The sequence below is a fragment of the Streptomyces sp. NPDC005574 genome, assembly GCF_040605435.1.
In the GTDB taxonomy this organism is placed as follows: Bacteria; Actinomycetota; Actinomycetes; order Streptomycetales; family Streptomycetaceae; genus Streptomyces.
On record NZ_JBEXCW010000038.1, the window covers coordinates 16,086 to 32,309 of the forward strand.

12 protein-coding genes are annotated in these 16,224 nt (G+C 72.5%); 4 read left to right on the plus strand and 8 right to left on the minus strand.

Annotated elements, in window-relative coordinates; translation table 11 throughout:
* Nucleotides 1-27 precede the first annotated feature (27 nt).
* Nucleotides 28-2,367, plus strand: coding sequence for a SpoIIE family protein phosphatase (locus tag ABZT03_RS23755; protein ID WP_356042365.1), 2,340 nt, complete (start codon nt 28-30; stop codon nt 2,365-2,367).
* Between the two features lie 12 nt (nt 2,368-2,379).
* On the opposite strand, the gene ABZT03_RS23760 is transcribed toward ABZT03_RS23755, so the two are convergent.
* The gene (locus ABZT03_RS23760; protein ID WP_356042367.1) at nt 2,380-2,814 is read right to left on the minus strand and encodes a cupin domain-containing protein; all 435 of its coding nucleotides are present in this window, start codon (nt 2,812-2,814) and stop codon (nt 2,380-2,382) included.
* Between the two features lie 153 nt (nt 2,815-2,967).
* Complete coding sequence (locus tag ABZT03_RS23765) at nt 2,968-3,798, minus strand: aldo/keto reductase (RefSeq protein WP_356042369.1); 831 nt, start codon at nt 3,796-3,798, stop codon at nt 2,968-2,970.
* A gap of 194 nt (nt 3,799-3,992) precedes the next feature.
* On the opposite strand from ABZT03_RS23765, the gene ABZT03_RS23770 reads away from it, so the two are divergent.
* A complete protein-coding gene (locus tag ABZT03_RS23770) occupies nt 3,993-4,970 on the plus strand; it encodes a TauD/TfdA family dioxygenase (protein WP_356042371.1) in 978 nt (325 codons plus the stop codon).
* Nucleotides 4,971-4,979: 9 nt separating this feature from the next.
* Here ABZT03_RS23770 and ABZT03_RS23775 read toward each other — a convergent pair whose 3' ends face one another.
* Both ABZT03_RS23775 and ABZT03_RS23780 read right to left on the minus strand, forming a co-directional pair.
* The gene (locus ABZT03_RS23775; protein ID WP_356042373.1) at nt 4,980-6,014 is read right to left on the minus strand and encodes an LLM class flavin-dependent oxidoreductase; all 1,035 of its coding nucleotides are present in this window, start codon (nt 6,012-6,014) and stop codon (nt 4,980-4,982) included.
* A 79-nt stretch (nt 6,015-6,093) separates the two neighbouring features.
* Nucleotides 6,094-7,596, minus strand: coding sequence for a metallophosphoesterase (locus ABZT03_RS23780; protein WP_356042375.1), 1,503 nt, complete (start codon nt 7,594-7,596; stop codon nt 6,094-6,096).
* Between the two features lie 369 nt (nt 7,597-7,965).
* Between ABZT03_RS23780 and ABZT03_RS23785 the strand changes: the two genes are divergently transcribed.
* Entirely contained in the window at nt 7,966-10,365 is a 2,400-nt protein-coding gene (locus ABZT03_RS23785) for a M4 family metallopeptidase (protein ID WP_356042377.1), read from the plus strand.
* Nucleotides 10,366-10,438: 73 nt separating this feature from the next.
* On the opposite strand, the gene ABZT03_RS23790 is transcribed toward ABZT03_RS23785, so the two are convergent.
* From ABZT03_RS23790 to ABZT03_RS23800, 3 genes are all read right to left on the minus strand, one after another.
* Entirely contained in the window at nt 10,439-11,623 is a 1,185-nt protein-coding gene (locus ABZT03_RS23790) for a glycoside hydrolase family 64 protein (RefSeq protein WP_356042378.1), read from the minus strand.
* 166 nt (nt 11,624-11,789) lie between these two features.
* A complete protein-coding gene (locus ABZT03_RS23795; RefSeq protein WP_356042379.1) occupies nt 11,790-12,545 on the minus strand; it encodes a dienelactone hydrolase family protein in 756 nt (251 codons plus the stop codon).
* 161 nt (nt 12,546-12,706) lie between these two features.
* Nucleotides 12,707-13,327 (minus strand): L-threonylcarbamoyladenylate synthase, encoded by a 621-nt coding sequence (locus ABZT03_RS23800; protein WP_356042380.1) that lies wholly within the window; start codon nt 13,325-13,327, stop codon nt 12,707-12,709.
* A 424-nt stretch (nt 13,328-13,751) separates the two neighbouring features.
* On the opposite strand from ABZT03_RS23800, the gene ABZT03_RS23805 reads away from it, so the two are divergent.
* Nucleotides 13,752-15,179 (plus strand): helix-turn-helix domain-containing protein, encoded by a 1,428-nt coding sequence (locus tag ABZT03_RS23805; RefSeq protein ID WP_356042381.1) that lies wholly within the window; start codon nt 13,752-13,754, stop codon nt 15,177-15,179.
* A 443-nt stretch (nt 15,180-15,622) separates the two neighbouring features.
* Here the strand turns inward: ABZT03_RS23805 and ABZT03_RS23810 are convergent, their stop codons facing one another.
* The gene (locus ABZT03_RS23810; protein ID WP_356042383.1) at nt 15,623-16,090 is read right to left on the minus strand and encodes a hypothetical protein; all 468 of its coding nucleotides are present in this window, start codon (nt 16,088-16,090) and stop codon (nt 15,623-15,625) included.
* Nucleotides 16,091-16,224: the final 134 nt, after the last annotated feature.

Genomic DNA, 16,224 nt, shown 5'->3' on the forward strand with positions numbered 1-16,224 from the left:
TGCGCCAAAGGGACCATTCTGGACGATATGGAGCACGTCTCCGCTGCGGCGGTCCTCGACGGCCGGGGCATGGTGACCGGGTGGAGCGAGGGTGCCCGGCGGCTGACGGGATACGCGGCGGAGGAGGCCGTGGGGCGGGCGGCGCGGGAACTGCTCGCCCATGCCCCGTCGCCCGACGTCCTGGCCGCGCTGGAGGGTGACCTCGTGCTGCGCCACCGGGACGGCTCCCCGGTGCCGGTCACGGTCCGGGCCAGCGCCGTACTGGGCCGCGACGGTGAGCCGGGCGGATACGTGGTCACCACCGAACGCCCGCGCCCGCCGGAACCGGCGCTGGGCGCCCGCGCCTTCGAGCAGGCCTCCCTCTCGATGTCCGTCTTCGACACCGAACAGCGCTACCTGCGCCTCAACGGCGCGGCCTGCCGGGTGATGGGAGTGCCGGAGGAGGTCCTGCTCGGCAGGCACTTCCCGGACACCGTGGAGGACGGCGAACACAGCCGCGGGTTCCTCGGCAAGCTGCGCCAGGTCGCCGACACGGGCCGGCCGGTCCGCTACGAGAGCTTCACGGGCGCGCCCTCCAGCAACCGCGAGCACGCCTGGAACTTCGAGATGTGGCCGGTCCGCGACGAAGCCGGCGAGATGACCGGCGTCGCGCTGGCGGGCTTCGACAGCAGCGAGCAGTACTGGGCACGGCAGCGACTGGCGCTGCTCAACGAGGCGGCCGCCGCCATCGGCACCACCCTGGACGTGGTGCGCACCGCCGAGGAACTCGTCGAACTCCTCGTGCCCCGGTACGCCGACTTCGCCAGCGTGGACCTGCTCGACTGGGTCCTGGGCGCGGACGAACCGCCGCCCCTGCACGACGGAGAGGTCGTGCTGCGGCGCGTCGCCCACGGCTCCGCCACCGAGGGCACGCCGGAAGCCGCCGTGCACCTGGGCGCGGCGGACGTCTACCCGGCGTTCTCGCCGCCCGCCAAGGCCCTGCTCCAGGGGCGGGCGGTGCTCGGCCAGGCAGGCGAGCCCGACTTCGTGCGCTGGGTCGCCGAACGCAACGCGCAGGCCCCCGCGGGCCGCCCCCACCGCGCGGGCGTGCACTCGATGCTCGCGGTGCCGCTGCGGGCCCGCGGCACCACGCTCGGTGTGGCCGTGGGCGTCCGCATCGCCCACCCGGACGCGTACGCCGAGGACGACGCCGTGCTGGCCGAGGAACTCGCCAGCCGCGCCGCGGTCTGCGTGGACAACGCCCGTCGCTTCGCCCGGGAACGGACGACCGCGCTGGCCCTCCAGCACAGCCTGCTGCCGCGCGGACTGCCCGGACAGGCGGCGGTCGAGGTCGCCCACCGCTATCTGCCCAGCGGGTCGCTCGCGGGCATCGGCGGAGACTGGTTCGACGTGATCCCGCTGTCCGGCAGCCGGGTCGCGCTGGTCGTCGGTGACGTGGTGGGGCACGGCATCCCCTCCACGGCGACCATGGGACGGCTGTGCATGGCCGTGCGCACCCTCGCCGACGTGGACCTGCCGCCGGACGAACTCCTCACCCACCTCGACGACCTGGTCACCCACCTCGCGGCGTACGAGGGCGGCGAGGAGGTCGCGGAACTGGGCGCCACCTGCCTCTACGCGGTCTACGACCCGGTGTCGCGCCGACTGACCCTCGCCGCCGCGGGCCACCCGGCGCCGGCCCTCGTTCTGCCCGACGGCACCGCGCGCCTCGTCCCGATGGCCCCCGGCCCCCCGCTGGGCGTGGGCGGACTGCCCTTCGAGGCGACCGAACTCGACCTGCCGGAGGGCACCGTCGTCGCCCTCTACACCGACGGCCTGATCGAGGACCGGGACCGCGACGTCGACCGCGCCACCGTCGAACTGTGCCGCTCGCTGACCGCCCCCGCGGAGTCGCTGGACGCGCTGTGCGACACCGTGCTGAAGGCCGTACTGCCGGAGGAGCCCAGCGACGACGTGGCGCTGCTGCTGGCCCGTACCCGGGTCCTCGGCGGCGACCGGGTCGCCACCTGGGACGTGGCGCCGGACCCCGCCCACGTCGCCGTCACCCGGCAGGCCGCCACCGAGCGACTGGCCGCGTGGGGCATGGACGAGGAGGTCGCCTTCGTCACCGAACTCGTCGTCAGCGAACTGGTCACCAACGCGATCCGCTACGGCGAACCGCCCATCCAGCTGCGCCTGATCCGGGACCGCACCCTCATCTGCGAGGTGTCCGACGGCAGTTCCACCTCACCGCACCTGCGCCGCGCCCACGCCTTCGACGAGGGTGGGCGCGGCCTGCTCCTGGTCGCCCAGCTCACCCAGCGCTGGGGCAGTCGCCAGACGGGGCGCGGCAAGACGATCTGGGCCGAGCAGGCACTGCCGGACTGACCGGCCGCACGCTCACTGGAACGGGCAGCCGGGGTTCGGCGCGTCCTCGGAGAACGGCGCGTCGTGCGGCAGTACGTAGAGCACGTCCAGGACGAGCGGCGCGGTGCCCAGGTTGCGGCCGATGTGGACGTTGCCCGGGCCGGCCGGTTCCTGGATGGCGCTGCCCCTGCGGTAGACGCCGTCGGAGGCGCAGCCGGAGTCGAAGTGGCTCAGCGTGCCCTGGCGCACGACGCCGTAGAGCGGGCCGTCGTGGTAGTGCCAGCCGGTGCTCTGCCCGGGCGGCACCGTGATCTCCCGCACGATGTAGTCGGTGTCGCCCACCGTGGTCCGGCTGATCAGGCGGGCGGTGACGCCCGGACCGGCCGGGGTCGCGTGGGCGGTGCCGCCGACGAGGACGGTGGCGGCGGCGACCGTCCCGGTGAGGGCGGTGCGGAGCGCGTGGCGCATACGTGGGCCTCCTGGTGCTGGAGCGGACAGATCGAAACGTGCCGCAGCGAACATAGAGGCGTGGAGGGGGCGTCGGGGCCGCAACGGCCATACCGGCGGGCCAGGCCCGGCGTATCGGCGCTCTCGGCCCCCCTCGGCCGTCCGGGCCGCCGGTCAGAACTCCTCGTGCACTTCCGGGTCGCCGCCGATGCGCTGGTGGTCCCGGTCGGCGACCGCCCGCATCTGGGCCGGCCCCAGGGCGAAGCCGAAGATGTCGAGGTTCTCGCGCTGCCGGTCGGGGTGCGACGACTTCGGGATGGGGACGGCACCGAGCTGGGTGTGCCAGCGCAGCACGACCTGGCCGGGGGTCACCCCGTGCGCCTCGGCGACGGACACGAGCACGGGGTCCTCCAGCAGCCGCGTGCCCCGGCCCAGCGGGCTCCAGCTCTCGGTGCGGATGCCCTTCTCGGCGTGGAAGGCCCGCAGTTCGGCCTGCGGGAAGAAGGGGTGCAGCTCGATCTGGTTGACGGCGGGCAGGACCCCGGTCTCCTTCTCCAGCCGCTCGATGTGCCCGGCGGTGAAGTTCGAGACGCCGATCGACCGGACGAGTCCGTCCTCACGCAGTTTGATCATGGCCTTCCACGAGTCGACGTACCTGCCGACGCGGGGCAGCGGCCAGTGGATCAGGTACAGGTCCACGTACTCCAGGCCGAGCCGGCGGCGGGACTCCTCGAAGGACGCGAGGGTCTCGTCGTAGCCGTGGTGCCGGCCCGGGAGCTTCGTCGTGACCACCACGTCCTCGCGCGCCACGGAGCCGTCCGCCAGCCCGAGTCCGACTCCGGTCTCGTTGCGGTAGTTCGTCGCCGTGTCGACCAGCCGGTAGCCCATCTCCAGGGCGCCGCGCACCGCCGGCCGCGCCTCGGTGTCGTCCATCGGCCAGGTGCCCAGACCGACCGCGGGAATCGTCGTACCGTCGTTCAGCGTGTACGTCGGGATGCTGGTCACGGCCGCGCCTTTCTCTGGCTGCTCTTCGACTGCGTTGTACGGCCAGTATGGGAGAGCGCGCCGCCCGGGCCCCGGCGGCCACGCGGAAGCCGCGCCCCGGGCCGGGGACGCTGTCGCCACCCGACGCGATCACTGACACGATCTTCCGTGGAGCCGGCACGGGCAGGTGCCGCGGACGGACGAACGGAGCGGGCATGACGACGGACAGGGCCACGCCGGGCGAGTCGGCGAAGGGGGCCGCGGGGATCGAGGTCAAGCCGGTCGCCGGGTACATCGGCGCCGAGATCACCGGCGTCGACCTGGCCGGCGGGCCGACGGACGCCGAGGTCGCGGCGATCAGGGCGGCCGTGCTGCGCTGGAAGGTGGTGTTCTTCCGCGGCCAGCGCCTCGATCACGCCGGGCATGTCGCCCTCGCCCGCCGGTTCGGCGAGCCCGTCGTCCTGCCCCGCCGGGGCAGCGCCTCGCCGCCGGACTTCCCGGAGATCGAGACCACCGCCGACCGGCTGGAACTCGGCGGCAGATTCGGCATGGACCACGAGGAGTGGCTGCGCCGTCGGCGGCACAGTCTGCTGCGCGGCTGGCACTGCGACCACGGCGCGCGCGTCGACCCGCCGGCCGCGACGATCCTGCGCGCCGAGACCGTCCCGCCCTACGGCGGCGACACGACCTGGTCGAACCTGGCCGCCGCCTACGCCGGGCTCTCCGCACCGGTGCGCGCCTTCGTCGACGGCCTGCGGGCCGAGCACCGGCTGGGCGTCGGCTACCAGCCGCGTCCCGGCGACGACGCCTACGTCCGTCACCTGCTGGACCATCAGATCGCCACCCTGCACCCGCTGGTACGGGTGCACCCGGAGACCGGCGAGCGCGTGCTGTACGTCAACGGCTACTACGTGGAGCAGATCGACGGCGTCTCCCGGGCCGAGAGCACGGCGATCCTGGATCTGCTCCTGGAGCAGGCGACCCGGCCCGAGTACACCGTCCGGTTCCGCTGGGAGGCGGGCAGCGTCGCCTTCTGGGACAACCGGGCCACCATCCACCTCGCCCCTTCCGACAACGCCCACCTCGGCCATCCCCGGACCATGCACCGGGTGATGCTCGCCGGCGACGTGCCGGCCGGGGTGGACGGCACGCCGTCGCGGGCGCTCGTCGGCAGTCAGCCGGGCCGCTGGTGACGCCGCCGCTCAGCCGGCCGGATGCCAGCCCAGCGCCGGGCCCAGCTCGGTGGCCATGTCGGTGAGGATCTGGACGTAGTCCTCGTGCTCGAAGGTGAACGGCAGCGCGAACGCGACCTCGTCGACCTCGCGGAACGCGGCGTGCGCGTGGAGCCGTTCGACCAGCTCCCGCGAGGTGCCGACCAGGTCCGGCGCGAACATCAGGCGGGCGGGGCCCTGCGGGGATGCGGTGCGGGGTGCGCGTGCGGCCGCGTACTCCTCGTACTTCGCGCGCTGACCGGGCGAGGCGGAGTCGGTGGGGATGACGACCAGGCCCTGCGAGACGCGGGCGGCCTCGCCGTCGGGGTGGTGGGCGCGGAAGGCGCGGATGTGCGACAACTGGACGTCGGCGAAGTCCGCGGGGCCGTCCGTGCCGGGGCCCTCGGCCTTGACGACACTGCTGGTCAGGAAGTTCATGGCGTTCTCGCCCGCCCAGCGCGCCGAGCCCAGGCTGCCGCCGCCGTACCACAGGCGGCTGCCCAGGCCGGGGGAGTGCGGCTGGACCCTCTCCGAGAACACCTCGAAGCCCTCGGTGCCCTGGAAACCGGTGACCGGCTTGCCGCGCACGCCGTCCAGCAGCCGTTCCACCCGGGTGTAACCGAAGTCCTCGGCGTCGGCGGTGTCCGGGTACAGGGCGCCCTTGACCTGGTCGTAGTGCATGGGCGGGCCCACGCTGACGCCCGGGTTGAGGCGGCCCCCGCTGAGGATGTCGACGGTCGCCAGGTCCTCGGCCAGCCGCAGCGGGTTCTCCCAGCCCAGCGGGATGACCGCGGTTCCCAGTTCGATGCGGCGGGTGCGCTGCGAGGCGGCGGCCAGCACGGCGACGGGCGAGGAGATGCCGTACTGGAGGTGGCGGTGGCGGACCCACGCGCTGTCGAAGCCGAGCCGCTCGCCCAGCTCGATGATCTCCAGCGTGGACTCGTGTCCCCGGCGCGGATCGGCTTCGTCGAAGAGACCGATGGTGAGGAAGCCCAGCTTGCGCAGCGGGCGTGAGGTCGGGGACACGTGCTCCTCCATCGTCCACGGCGCACTCGGCCGCACACCGGTCACTCGGATTGTCTCAGGCGCTGTCGCCGGGACGGGCTCAGGTCAGGGGGATGACGACCTCGTCCTCGACCGGCGGTTCGACCTCCTGCGCTCGGTTGCCGGTGGCCGCGTAGCAGCGCAGCCGGACGGCCTCGGGGGTGACGTCCAGGCGCAGGAAGCTCTTGAAGAACGGCGGACTGTAGGTGGCCGAACCGGGTGAGAACAGCTGCGTGTAGATCTTGCGCACGGGCAGCCGCAGTCGTGCGGTGCGGTCGGGGCGGCCGCCCGCGCCGAGGAGGCTCGCCACCAGCCGGGTGCGCGCGGTGACGCGGGCCGGCTCACCCGGGGAGCGGGTCGGCGGGATGCCGAGCCGTTCGGCGATGACGGCGGTCGCCTCGGCCTCGCTGAGCTCGAAGAAGCGCCGCAGGCGCAGGCGGCGGCCGTAGAGCCTGCTGTAGAAGGCGAGGGAGTCGCCGCGCAGCGGATAGCAGCGGAAGTCCCGCTCGGTGACGTTCGCGACGCCCACGCGCGGGATGGTGTGGGTGGCGTGCATGAACGCCCCGCCGCCGCCGGAGACCACGTACTGCAGGGTGCGGCCGTCCACCCGGACCGGGTAGCGCTGGTAGTTGTGGATGTCGCCGCCGATCGCCGCGACGTAGTGGTGGGCGGGGTCGCGCACGAGGTCGTCGACCGTGCCGCCGCCCTCGATCGCACACGGGTGGTGTTCGCCGTCCACGTACAGCGGTGACCCGGTGACGAGGATCTTCGGGCGGGGACCCCGGGACACCTCGCGCAGCCACGCCCCCTGCCGGGCGTCGAGGGTGCCCAGCAGACCGGTGTCGATGCCGACGATGCGCACCGGACCGGCGTCGATCGCCCAGTACGGGCCCGGCTGGAGGGCCTGTTGGGCGGGCGAGGACCGCAACGCGCGGGCCGCGTCCAGGTGTTCGCCGTCGTGCGGGCGCGGCCGGTGCCACAGCAGGGACCGCAGCCAGGCCCGGGTGAGGGGCCGGGGCGCGGGTTCCGGGGGGAGGGGCGCGGTGTCGCCGCAGAAGACCCGCATGAAGGCGCCGAGGTCCTCGTACCAGTCGTGGTTGCCCGGTATCGCGTAGATGGGGGCCGGGTAGTCCCGGTAGGGGCGGAAGAACTTGGTGTCGTAGTCGTCGGCGCCGCCGACCGGGTAGATGACGTCACTGGTGAGGACGGCGAAGTCGGTTCCCTGACCGACTTTCAGAAAGCCCGGCACGACGGCGTACTGGGGGTCGTCGCCCTCGCCGGTGTCACCGATGACCATGAAGGAGAACCGGTCCGGGACCTCGCGCCGGATCACCTTGTCGGCCGGTGCGCCGGCGGCCGCCCGCCGCTCCACCCATCTGTCGCGGGTACGGCCGGTGGGGTCCGTGAACCAGGAGGCCAGTACGCCGTTGCGGGCGGCCCACAGCATCTTCGGGTCGAGCCAGGAGATCTTCTCGACCCTGGGCGGCATGAGGTTCCGGTAGTCGCCGCGTTCTGCGGCGCCCCAGCCGGCGCCTTCGGCGGTATCGCGTGAGGAGTCAGACACCGGTGCACCGTAACAACCGCGCTGGTGACGGTCGTAGGCCCGTCCGCCCGTCGTCCGCGGTGCGGCCGGGGCGACCTCGCGCGGGCACGGGAACTGCACAGTCGGCTCACAGGAAAGGTGTGAGGGGTGGCCGTGACGGGGCGGTCACCGAGGGATAACCCTAGAAGCCTCCCTGTTTTGGTGACATGGCCAGGACAAGCCTGTCAGTCTCCCTCCCAGCTGCCGTGCACAGGTGTCAACTGCCATGCGCGGCCAGTCTGTTCCCCTCACACACGCTCGGTCCCGCACACCTCGGCTCGTCCCGGACAGCACACCCGTCTGCCCGGTCTGTCACCGGCCGACCCATCGGTCGCAGCAGTAGGAGAACGAGTGAGATCCATCCCCCGCAAGCGGACCGCGGTCGGAGCAGCCCTGCTCTCCACCGCCGCCCTCCTGGCCGTCGGCGTCCAGACGGTCCCGGCGGCCGCGCAGCCCGCAGCCCCCCACCCCAGCCCCCTGCGTGCCGGCGGCCTGCCCGCCGACATCACCCCCGCGCAGCACACCGCGCTGGTCAGGAGCGCCGCGTCGAAGACGACGCAGACGGCCCGCACCCTCGGGCTCGGCGCCAAGGAGAAGCTGGTCGTCAAGGACGTCGTCAAGGACAACGACGGCACTGTGCACACCCGTTACGAGCGGACCTACGCGGGACTGCCCGTCCTCGGCGGCGACCTGGTCGTGCACACCCCGCCCGCCTCCCGGGCCACGGGCACGGTCAGCACCACCTTCAACAACAGGCGTACCGTCAAGGTCGCCTCCACCACGGCGACCTTCTCCAAGTCGGCCGCGCAGACCAAGGCGTTGAAGGCGGCCAGGGCACTGGACGCCGAGCAGCCCGCCGCCGACAGCGCCCGCAAGGTGATCTGGGCCGGCAACGGCACGCCGAAGCTGGCCTGGGAGACCGTGGTCAGCGGCTTCCAGGACGACGGCACCCCGAGCAAGCTGCACGTCATCACCGACGCCGTCACCGGCGCCAAGCTCTCCCAGTACGAGGGTGTCCAGACCGGCACCGGCAACAGCCAGTACAGCGGCACCGTCACCCTCGGCACCACGCTGTCCGGCTCGACGTACCAGCTGAACGACACCACGCGCGGCACCCACAAGACGTACAGCCTCAACAACGCCACGTCCGGCACCGGCACCCTCATGACGGACGCCGACGACACCTGGGGCACCGGGTCCGGCTCCAACACCCAGACCGCCGGCGTCGACGCCCACTACGGCGCCCAGGTGACGTGGGACTTCTACAAGAACACCTTCGGGCGCAGCGGCATCAAGAACGACGGCGTCGCCGCCTACTCGCGCGTCCACTACAGCACGGCGTACGTCAACGCCTTCTGGGACGACAGCTGCTTCTGCATGACCTACGGCGACGGCACCGGCAGCACCCACGCGCTGACCTCGCTGGACGTCGCGGGCCACGAGATGAGCCACGGCGTCACCTCCAACACCGCGGGCCTGGACTACACGGGTGAGTCGGGCGGCCTCAACGAGGCCACCTCCGACATCTTCGGCACGGGCGTGGAGTTCTACGCCAACAACTCCACCGACGTGGGCGACTACCTCATCGGTGAGAAGATCGACATCAACGGCGACGGCACGCCGCTGCGTTACATGGACAAGCCGAGCAAGGACGGCGGCTCCGCCGACAGTTGGTACTCGGGCGTCGGCAACCTCGACGTGCACTACTCCTCGGGTCCGGCGAACCACATGTTCTACCTGCTCTCCGAGGGCAGCGGCAGCAAGACCATCAACGGCGTCACCTACAACAGCACCACCTCCGACGGGGTCGCCGTCGCGGGCATCGGCCGGGCAGCCGCCCTGCAGATCTGGTACAAGGCGCTGACGACGTACATGACGTCCAGCACCAACTACGCCGGGGCCCGCACCGCCGCGCTGAGCGCCGCCGCGGCCCTGTACGGCACCAGCTCCAGCCAGTACGCGGGCGTCGGCAACGCCTTCGCCGGCATCAACGTGGGCAGCCACATCACGGTCCCGTCGACAGGCGTCACGGTCACCAACCCGGGCAGCCAGTCGTCCACCGTCGGCACCGCGGTGAGCCTCCAGGTCTCGGCGAGCAGCACCAACAGCGGCTCGCTGACGTACGCGGCCACCGGCCTGCCCGCCGGACTGTCGATCAACAGCTCCACCGGCGTCATCTCCGGCACCCCGACGACGGCCGGCAGCTCCAGCACCACCGTCACGGTCACCGACAGCACCGGCGCGACCGGCACCGCCTCCTTCACCTGGACGGTGAGCACCGGCGGGGGCGGCGGCACCTGCACCGCGGCCCAGCTCCTGGGCAACGCCGGCTTCGAGTCGGGCAACACCACCTGGACGGCGTCCAGCGGGGTCATCACCAACTCCAGCAGCCAGGCGGCGCACGGCGGTTCCTACAAGGCGTGGCTGGACGGCTACGGCTCGACCCACACCGACACGCTGAGCCAGTCGGTGGCGATCCCCTCGGGCTGCAAGGCCAGTCTCACCTTCTACCTGCACGTCGACAGTGCGGAGACCAGCACCAGCACCGCCTACGACAAGCTGACGGTGACCGCCGGATCGACCACGCTGGCGACCTACTCCAACCTCAACAAGGCCACCGGGTACACCCAGAAGACCTTCGACCTGTCCTCGTTCGCCGGCACCACCGTCGCCCTGAAGTTCAGCGGCGTCGAGGACTCCTCGCTCCAGACCAGCTTCGTCGTGGACGACACCGCCCTGACGACCAGCTGATCGCTTGGATGTGAACACGCGTCCCTGAACGGCCGCCCCGCACGCGAAGTCCTCTTCGCGTGCGGGGCTCCTCTCAGTTGAGGGGGTCGAGGGTCAGATAGCCCTGCTGGGGCGCGCCGTCGTGGACGAGCGACTCGTGGTTGCCGACGTCGTCGAACGCGAAGGCGTACGCCTTGCCGTCGGCCATCTGCGCGTGGATCTTGCGCGCGTAGTGGTTGGTCACCGCGTCCTGGTAGAAGGCCGCGTCGGTGGTGTCGGGCTGGTTGGGGTTCGTCAGCAGCGTGGAGCGGTTGTAGCCCGCGCACAGGGTCCGCGAGATCGGCCCGCGGACCTGGTCGTTGGGGGCGTCCAGCAGTTTGTGGCAGCCGAAGACGCTGTCCGCGTCCGGCTTCTGGAAGCTGGTGACGACCGCGCCGGAGCTGTTGGTGAAGTTCATGACGTTGCCGGAGACCCGGCCGTAGTACTTGGTGCCGGGCTGGTCGCCGAAGGGCGCGACGGTGAGTGTGGCCGACGCGTACTTCTGCCAGACGCGGTTGACGTAGTCGTCCATCACGGAGGCGGGCAGTGCCCCGGTCTCCAGGCCGTAGGTGGGTGACAGCGCCCGCAGCACGGTGCCGTCCGAGCGGGTCTGGATCAGGTTGCCCCACCCGCCGGGCTGCCCGCGCAGGGCGTTGAAGAACCCGCTGTATCCGCCGGCCTTCAGGTGCCCCGTGCTGACCGTGGTGCCGTCGGCGCGCTGCACGCCGACCGCGTAGGGCGCGGAGAACATGTCCACCTGCGTGCTGTTGAGCCACAGGCCGGAGTCGTTGAGGGTGTACTCGGACCAGTTGAAGAGGATGTTGCGGTTCGGGTCGGTCGGGTTCTGCACGGCCGGCTGCACCAGACCGCCGGTGGTCAGGCGGAACACCAGCTTCTGCCCGTACGAGAAGTAGATCCGGCCGGAGAACTTGGGGATCCGGATCGTGCTGGACTGCCCGGCCGCCGGTCCGGGGATGGACGCGTCGGGTGCCGGTGTGGGGGGATTGCCGCCGGCGGGCCACGCGTGGAACGTGCCGTTGGCGTCGGCCCAGCCCTGCTGTCCGGTGCTGAGCAGGGTGCCGAGGTTGTAGACGTAGACGGCGTCACCGCGCCCCGAGCTGTTGGTGATCTTCAGGGGGATGGTGTTGGGGACGGCGGCCTGGGCCGGGGGTCCGAGGCTGAGGAGCGCGCCTATGAGGGCGGCGGCTCCGACGAGTCTGAGGGTGATCCTTGCGAGCACTCTCCACCTCCGTGCGGGGTAGGCCTGTGGGGTTGGTCCGTACCATGTTGAGAGCGCTCTCAACGTCGCATCGGGTTGTGCCCATGTCAACAAGTCGAACAAAAAAGGGACGCCGGTCGGACCCGCTGGGCCCCCGGCGTCCCGGTGCGAAGGGTCGTCCCCGCGCTCAGAAGGTCCGCTTCAGCAAGTCCAGCAGCGCCGCCCAGTGCCGCTCCGCGCCCTTCTCGTCGTACGCGGAGGTGTCGGCCTGCGTGTAACCGTGCTCGGATCCGGCGTAGACCTCGCAGGTGTGACGGACCCCGGCGGCGGTCAGGGCCTCGTCGAAGCGCGCGATCTGCTCGGGCGGCAGGCCCGGGTCGTCGTCGGCGTGGCCGAAGTACACCTCGGCCGTGATCCGCGCGGCCGCCAGGTGGGGGCTGTCCGGTGCGTCGGTCACGAGACGGCTGCCGTGGAAGCCGGCCACCGCCGCGACCCGGTCCGGGTACGCCCCGGCGGTCGGCAGGGCGAGCCGGGCGCCCATGCAGTACCCGGTCACCGCGACCGGGCCGTCCGCGACCAGCGCGCTCCGCGCCATCCACCCCAGGTACGCGTCGGCGTCCCGGACGATCAGCTCGGGGGTCAGGGCCAGCACGTACGGGTACAGCGTCTCGAAGATCTCCGGGCGCGCGACGGGGTCGATGAAGTCCGGCAGCTCCATGACGGGGGCGCGTCCGTGACGGTAGAACAGGTTGGGCACCAGCACCGCGTAGCCGGCCCCGGCGAGCCGGTCGGCCATCGACCGCAGGTGCGGGCGCAGCCCGAAGGCGTCCTGGTAGAGCAGCACGCCGGGCCGGGGCGTCCCGTCACCGGGATGCGCGAGATACGCGTCGGCGACGCCGTCCTCGGTGGGGATGTCCACGGCTGTTCCCTGTACGGAGGTCATGGGGGTGCCTCTCTGCGCGGTGCACGACGACGGGCGGACGATCGGCCCGGCGGGGCCGGGCGGCGACCATCGTTGCACGCACCATCCACCTGGGCGGTCCGGGCCCCCGCCGCGCGGTCCTGAGAGGCGCGGGGTGCCGGGGGTCCGGCGTGCCGAGGGGGCTACTCGAAGCGCGTGACGTCACCCGCTCCGTGCCGTACGACCTCGGCCTCGCCGCCGGAGAAGTCGATGACCGTCGTCGGCTCGGTGCCGCACTCGCCGGAGTCGACCACCGCGTCCAGGACGTGGTCCAGCCGGTCCTTGATCTCCCAGCCCTGCGTCATCGGCTCGTCCTCGTCCGGCATGAGCAGGGTGCTCGACAGGAGCGGCTCCCCGAGCTCGGCCAGCAGGGCCTGGGTGACGGCGTGGTCGGGGATGCGCACGCCGACCGTCTTCTTCTTCGGGTGCTGCAGGACGCGCGGCACCTCCCTGGTCGCGGGCAGGATGAAGGTGTAGCTGCCGGGGGTGGACGCCTTGATCGCGCGGAACACGTCGTTGTCGATCCGTACGAACTGACCGAGCTGCGCGAAGTCCTGGCACACGAGAGTGAAGTGGTGCCGGTCGTCCAGCTTGCGGATCGTACGGATGCGGTCGATGCCGTCACGGCTGCCGAGGCGGCAGCCCAGCGCGTAACAGGAGTCCGTCGGATACGCGATGAGCGCGTCGGAGCGGATCATGTCGGCGATCTGGGCGATGGTGCGCGGCTGCGGGTTGTCGGGGTGCACGTCGAAGTACTTCGCCATTCACTGAGCTTATGCCGTACGGGTACCGGGTCCGCCCCGGGAGGCCGCGGGGGCCGCGGTCACCGGCGTGCGGCACCTGTCCGCCGCGGCCCCGCGACGGCCGGATCCCCGTGCGTTTTCGCGCCGTCGGCCGCCGGGCACGCGTGGGGTAACGTCCGCGGACGGCGGACGAGGCGACAGGCGAGGAGAAGGCCATATGACTGGCCGAGAGGACCGAAGCCCCCCGACGACGACAGACCACAGCGCGGACGGTACGACGGATCGCGGGACCGGTCGCCCGACGGACCGCGCGGCGGACTCCGCGGCAGAGTCGACGTCGGATCGCGCCGCGGACCGGCCGGTACGGGGTGGGGGCCCGGGCGGGGGAGGGGACGGGCCGTGGGCGCAGGGGCTGCTGGAGCATCTGCGGCCGAGTGGGCGTGACGTGCGCAGGGTCGTCACCTGGCTCGCCGAGGCCGTGCACGGCACCGCCTCCCTCCAGGACCACACCGGTGGCCTTCTCGCCGGCGCCCCCGCGGCACTGGACCCCGGCCTGGTCGCGGACCTCGTCACCGGCCGGATCGCCTCCGCCGCCTGGGACGACCGGGGACAGCACCTGCGCCTGGTCAGGGTCGCGCCGGGGCCCGCCTCGCCGGCCCGGGTGCTGGCGGTCGCACGCGAGGCGCCGTTCGACCGGCGGGCCTCCGAGATCGTGACGCACACCGCCCAGGTCGTCGAACTCCTGCTCCGGGCCAGGGAGGCCGCCGAATCCGCCCGGCGGCTGGAGCTCGCGGCGGCCGACCTGCGGCTGGCGATCCTCCAGCTGCTGATGGTGGAGGACACCGTCTCGGCACGCCGCGTCGCCGCGGGCCTGTGGCCGGGACTGCTCGACACGGACACGGCGTGCGTCTACGTCGTCGAGGGCGGCCCCGGGGAACGCGACGCGCTCGCCGAGGAGTGCCGCGACGCGACCGCGGAACGGGCCCTGGTGGTGCGCTGCCCCGCCGTTGACCGGCACGTGATCATCGTGACCCCCGGCGAGGCCGTGGGGCGGGACCTGCGGTCCCTGGTCGCCGGGCGCCCCGGCACGTTCCTCGGCGGCAGCGTCCGGCAGAGCCTGGCCCGCACGGCCACCGCGTACGGCCAGGCCGTGAGCGCGCTGGCCGTCGCCCGGTTCCGGCCGGACAAGACGGCCGTGTACGCCGAACGCACCCACCCCGAACGCCTGATGGACCCGGGGGCGCTGCGCGTCTGGACCACCCGGGTGCTGCGTCCGCTGGACGTCCTGCCGCACCACACCCGAGCCGAACTGCTGGCCACCACCCGGCTCGGCCTGGAGTTCACCGCCGTCAGCGCGGCGAAGGTGCTGGGCGTGAGCCGCAACACCGTCCGCGCCCGGATGGAACGCGTCGAGAGCCTGCTGCGGACCGACTTCTCCGACCTGACGGTCCGTGCGGTCGTCCACCTGGCACTGAACACCCAGGTCGGGCTGGGGGAGGAAGCACCCGGGAGTGATGCCCGGCCGGGCGAGCGGCCGGAGGTCGGCGACCTGCTCGCCGGACCCGGCCTGCGTGCCTGGGCGGACGGTCTGCTGGGGCGGCTCGACGCGGACGGCCGGGACCTGCGCCGCACCCTGCGCACCTGGATCGCCGCCGGTGGCAACGCCGAACGGGCCGCGCAGACGCTGGGCGTCCACGCCCAGACGGTGCGTGAGCACGTCCGCAGTGCGGAACCCGTGCTGGAACGCCAGCTCCTCGCCGCCGGCAGCGACCTCTACGAGGTCGTCGTCGCGCATGTGGCCACCGGAGACCTGCGGCCGCCCGTCCTGGACCGGACCAAACCGGGCCATCCGGACGCACCTGTGCACGGGTGAGTCCTCGGGGCGGCACAGCGGGCATCGTTGCGGTTCACAAGGGCAGGTCCGGGACGTAAGTTCGACTGGCCGCGGGGGCACGACCGGAACGGGGGACCGGTCGGGTCCCCGCCTGCGGGCCGGGTTGCGGCCTGGGGTGCGCCGTCAGGGTTGAGGCCGGGGGCAGCGCCCGTTCGGCGGCGGCACGCTTCCCGGTCCGTACGTCGAACTGACCGGTTGACCCCGGACGCGGCCGCCGGTCCACGCACGGCTCGTCAGGGAGTGGCGTGCCGCGGGGCGCGCGGTGCCCGCCCGGCCGGAGTTCCGGTGGGCCTCCGCCGGTCTGCCGAACGGGTCGCCGCCACCCTCGCTGTGACGGTCGTAGCTCGTCCGCTGCGACGGTCGTACGCCGTCCCTGGCCGCCGTGGCGGTCGTGCCTCGTCCCCGGCCCTCGTGACGGTCCGTCAGTCGCCGTGCGCGGGGGTGAGTACGGCGAGGGTGCCGTTGGCCTGGCGCAGCGCCATCTCCAGGGTGACGGGGGCGTGCAGGGAGCCGGTGCCGTCGGGCGGGATGAGCCACTCCAGGGAGCGGCCGGCCCGGTAGGGCGGAGGTACGGCGACCCAGGAGCCGCGGCCCGCGTGGCGCAGGCCGGCGCCGACCCAGTGACTGCCGGGATCGGGCGGCAGGAAGAAGCCGACCCGGTGGGCCGCCGAGTCCACGAGGGTCGGTCCGGGCAGCGGCAGGGAGGGTCTCCACAGGAGGTCCAGCGTGAGCAGTCCCAGGTGGTCGGGGACGCTGAGCACGTCCCAGTACCGCCCCGCCTCGAGCAGGGCGATGCCGTCGCCCTCGTCCCAGGCGCGTTTGCAGGTCCGGGGGTTGGGGGCGGCCGCGGCCAGCCACTCGATGCCGTGCACCCACATTGCGTTGGTCATGTCCCGCTCCCGGGTGATGTCCGTCGGGCCTGCAGGGCTGCAGGAAAGATCCAGCCGGGAACGGGCCGTCGGCCGCCGCACGCGATCCCGGCATATGCATGCTGGTGGATATTTCCAAGTGGCGGAAGGGGTGG

Coding starts and splice junctions, on each gene's coding strand:
- ABZT03_RS23755 (WP_356042365.1), top strand. CDS start 28: ATGGAGCACGTCTCCGCTGCGGCGGTCCTCGACGGCCGGGGCATGGTG.
- ABZT03_RS23800 (WP_356042380.1), bottom strand. CDS start 13,327: ATGGCGAAGTACTTCGACGTGCACCCCGACAACCCGCAGCCGCGCACC.
- ABZT03_RS23770 (WP_356042371.1), top strand. CDS start 3,993: ATGACGACGGACAGGGCCACGCCGGGCGAGTCGGCGAAGGGGGCCGCG.
- ABZT03_RS23760 (WP_356042367.1), bottom strand. CDS start 2,814: ATGCGCCACGCGCTCCGCACCGCCCTCACCGGGACGGTCGCCGCCGCC.
- ABZT03_RS23810 (WP_356042383.1), bottom strand. CDS start 16,090: ATGACCAACGCAATGTGGGTGCACGGCATCGAGTGGCTGGCCGCGGCC.
- ABZT03_RS23795 (WP_356042379.1), bottom strand. CDS start 12,545: ATGACCTCCGTACAGGGAACAGCCGTGGACATCCCCACCGAGGACGGC.